The 3,091-nt window shown below is 70.8% G+C and carries 2 protein-coding genes and 1 pseudogene; 2 read left to right on the top strand and 1 reads right to left on the bottom strand.

The window, feature by feature from the left end; all coding sequences use genetic code 11:
• Nucleotides 1-99: 99 nt before the first annotated feature.
• On the bottom strand, nucleotides 100-741 hold the full coding sequence (locus G6027_RS04365) for a hypothetical protein (protein ID WP_182635728.1): 642 nt from the start codon (nucleotides 739-741) through the stop codon (nucleotides 100-102).
• Between the two features lie 57 nt (nucleotides 742-798).
• On the opposite strand from G6027_RS04365, the gene G6027_RS04360 reads away from it, so the two are divergent.
• Complete coding sequence (locus G6027_RS04360) at nucleotides 799-2,070, top strand: cytochrome P450 (protein WP_241726815.1); 1,272 nt, start codon at nucleotides 799-801, stop codon at nucleotides 2,068-2,070.
• A gap of 259 nt (nucleotides 2,071-2,329) precedes the next feature.
• A pseudogene (locus G6027_RS04355) lies at nucleotides 2,330-3,091 on the top strand (DUF4389 domain-containing protein); the annotation flags it as partial.

Here is a 3,091-nt window from a genome sequence, read left to right as displayed (position 1 = left end):
GGTGTTGCGCTAGCTACCTGAGACCACCGAGAAGCAGGTGTCCGGAACGCTCTTTTCGATGCAGCCGGGCCGGGCGGCGGGGCCGGTCAGCGGGGACGGTCAGCGCGGCGCGGGTCGGGAGAGTCCCCCCGCGAGCCAGTCCACGAGGTCGGCCACGTACTCGCGGTGGGTCGGCGCGGCCTCAGGGGGGTCGCAGGCCCGCACCGCGAGCTCGGCGGTGAGCATCACGATGAGCTGCCGGACCCGGTGCCCGGCGAACTCCCTGCCGCAGCGGGCGGTCGCGGCCGACACCAGCATCTCGAGCTGGTCCTGGAGTGCGGTGTCGGCGACCGGTCCGCCGGTGACCGTCCGGCCTACCTCGGCGAGCGCCCCGACCTGAGCGATCACCCTGAGCGTGCAGCGGCCCTCGTCGTCGTCCAACAGGTCCGCCAACGGTGACACCACCGCCCGGACGATCTCCGCGAGGTCGGGGGTCGACGACGCCCACCGCTGCAGATCGGCCCGACGCTCGTCCTCCATGCGCAGGACCCCGCGGAGCAGCACGTCCTCCAGCAGGCCCAGGCGACCCCCGAAGTGGTAGTTGATCGCCGAGTCGTTGCCCTGACCGGCGTCGCCAACGATGTCGCGGATCCGCGCCGTGCGCCAGCCGTCGGAGGCGAAGCGCCGCAGTCCGGCCTGGTAGAGGGCCTCCCGGGTGGCGGCCGATCGGGGCTGGCGTGAGACGGCGGTGGAGCGGGGCACCCGCCCGAGTCTAGATCGCCCCTTCCCATTGCCTAACAGCGAGTGTTAAATGTGGCCATGACCCGCCCAGTGCAGACCATGCGCGAGCCCGCACCGACCGGGCCCGCCTTCGATCCGTTCGACCCCGCGTACCTTGCCGATCCCTATCCTGGTTACCGGCGGTTGCGCGAGACCGATCCGGTCCACCTCCACCGCGGAGACGGCACGGCGGCGCGCCCGGACTTCTGGGCGCTGTCGCGCTACGCCGACGTGGACGCCGCCGTCTGCGACCCCGAGGCGTTCTCCTCCGCCAGCGGCCTGACCTTCTACCGCGACGAGATCGAGAAGCTGGGGCTGGCGCCGACCATCGTCATGATGGACCCGCCAGAGCACTCCGGGAAGCGGCGGCTGCTGGCCAAGGCGTTCTCCCCGAAGCGGGTCGCCGAGACCGAGCCGCAGATCCGCGACTTCGTCCGTGGGCGCCTGGCGGAGATGGCCCAGAGGTACGACGACGACGAGGTGGTCGAACTGCACCGGGACTTCAGCTCGCAGATCCCCACCTTCGTGCTGGCGCAGCTGTTCGACCTGCCCGCCGCGGACCGCCCTCGGTTCGGCCCGTGGGTCAGCGCGCTGACGACCCTGCAGGAGGAGGGGTTCCGCCCGGCGGGCCTCGAGGGGGGTGCGGTCGCAGCGGTGGCCGAGATGTTCGCCTACTTCGGTGAGCTCATCGCCGAGCGGCGCAAGAGCCCGGGAGAGGACCTCGTCTCCGCGCTGACGCAGGCCGAGATCGACGGCGAGCGGCTGGGCGACTGGGACATCCTCGGGTTCTGCTTCGTGATCGTCGCCGGCGGCAACGACACCACCGGCAATCTCATCTCGCACACCGTCGCGCTGCTCGACGAGCACCCGCGGCAGCGTGAGCTGCTCGTGGCGGACCCGGGTCTGATCCCCGGCGCGCTTACGGAGTGCCTGCGCTTCGAGTCGAGCGTGCAGGCGCTCGCGCGGACGACCACACGTGAGGTGACGGTGGGCGGGGTGACGATCCCGGCGGGGGAGAAGGTGATGATGCTCTACGGCTCGGCCAACCGCGACGAGCGCGAGTTCGGTTCCACCGCCGAGGAGCTCGACATCACCCGGGAGATCACCGGGCACCTGGGGTTCGCCCGCGGCCCGCACTTCTGCATCGGCTCGCACTTCGCGCGACTGCAGGCGCGGATCGCCGTGGAGGAGCTCTACGCCGCGCACCCGACCGTCGGGGTCGACATGGGCGCGGCCGTCCGGGCGCTCTCGCCGTTCACCCGCGGGTTCCACTCGCTGCCCGCGACGGGATTCACCGCGCCTCGGCCCTGACGCCTCGGCCCTGAGATCCAGACGGCTCCCGTGATCGGGGGTGACCCGGGGCGGGCATCGGGGTCGGGCCACCCCGTGAGGGGGCGGAAAACTGCTCGTATAAGAGTAGGGTTACGAACCGAAGGCGGATACTCTGATCCCGGTGGGCCCGCACCCTTCTCGTCTAGGACTCATCATGGGATCTCCAGAAGTCGCCCCATCCGGACCATCTTCCACTTCCGTTCACGAACCTCCCCGAACCCGCCCGCTGAACTGGGTCATGCTCGTCGCGGGGGTCCTCCTCGCCGTGTTCGGCCTCGGGATGACCGCTACCGGCGCAGCCCTCCTGGTGGCCGAGGCATCCCAGCGCGACGGTCGTTACGCCTACTCCGACACTGAACAACTCCAGACCGTGGGCCATGCGATCACGACCGCGCCCCTCACGGTCCACGTCGACGAGGGTGCCACCGTCGGCACGTTCGGTCTCGACGACCTGATCAGCATCCAGCTTCGCGCGACCCCGGTGGTCCCCGATCAGGACGTGTTCATCGGCATCGCGGATGCATCCGATGTCTCGGCCTACCTCAACGATGTCCCCCATGCGGTGTTCGGCGACGACCCGTGGGATACCGGGTACACCGTCGACACCCCGTACACATGGGGTTCGGGGTACCGCGCCGACGCAGAGCTCGACGAGGTGCCCGGCACCCGCGCCCCCGAGCCGCCGGCCGACCAGGACTTCTGGGTCCAGTCCGCGACGGGAGGCGATCAGCAGACGATCACCGTCGACCTACAGTCCGGGGACTGGGTCGTCGTGGTGATGAACGCCGACGCCAGCCGTCCGGTGTGGGTCGACGTGCAGGTGGGCGCGCACACCGAGCTGTTCGGGCTCGCCAATCCGGGTGTCCTGGTCACCGGGATCGTGGCGCTGGTGCTGGGGTTGCCGCTGATCCTCCTGGCCACTGCCGGCCTGGGGCGCGACATCGACCGCGGGCCCGGTTCGGGTGGTCCCGGCGTCGGGGCTGCGGCGGCCGGCGCGGGG

The organism is Dietzia sp. SLG310A2-38A2 (assembly GCF_014145095.1).
Classification (GTDB): domain Bacteria; phylum Actinomycetota; class Actinomycetes; order Mycobacteriales; family Mycobacteriaceae; genus Dietzia.
This window is presented reverse-complemented; position numbering and strand designations above follow the sequence as displayed.

Coding starts and splice junctions, on each gene's coding strand:
- G6027_RS04360 (WP_241726815.1), top strand. CDS start 799: ATGACCCGCCCAGTGCAGACCATGCGCGAGCCCGCACCGACCGGGCCC.